The 294-nt window shown below is 63.6% G+C and carries 1 pseudogene; it reads right to left on the bottom strand.

The features are described from left to right. Window positions 1-15: 15 nt before the first annotated feature. Window positions 16-294: pseudogene (locus tag ABJ99_RS14505) on the bottom strand (lytic transglycosylase domain-containing protein); the annotation flags it as partial.

Raw genomic sequence — 294 nt, 5'->3', positions numbered from 1 at the left:
GGGTACGTTTGATCATCATTGATCCTCTTGAGGGTGATTTGAAGGTTGTTCTGGGGGTGAAGCGGGCACTGCGGGTGGAGCGGATGGCGCAGAAGCTGGCGGTTGTGCAGGCGGCAGATAGCGCGGGAACTGGCGCAGCACGTCCCAGCTTTCGTAGGTCGGATCAACGGTGGACGCCGGGGCCTGAGCGCGCTGGAGCTTGTTCGGTTCAGGTGATCCGCCTTCCAGCGCAGGGACCGTCACGGTGGTCGTGCCGGCGTTGGCCAACACACGTTGCACGTGGCTGCTGCCACC

It is taken from the genome of Pseudomonas syringae pv. cilantro, from assembly GCF_001293775.1.
Classification (GTDB): Bacteria; Pseudomonadota; Gammaproteobacteria; order Pseudomonadales; family Pseudomonadaceae; genus Aquipseudomonas; species Aquipseudomonas syringae_P.
Note: the sequence above shows the minus strand (reverse complement) of the source record. Positions and strands in the feature narration are given on the sequence as shown.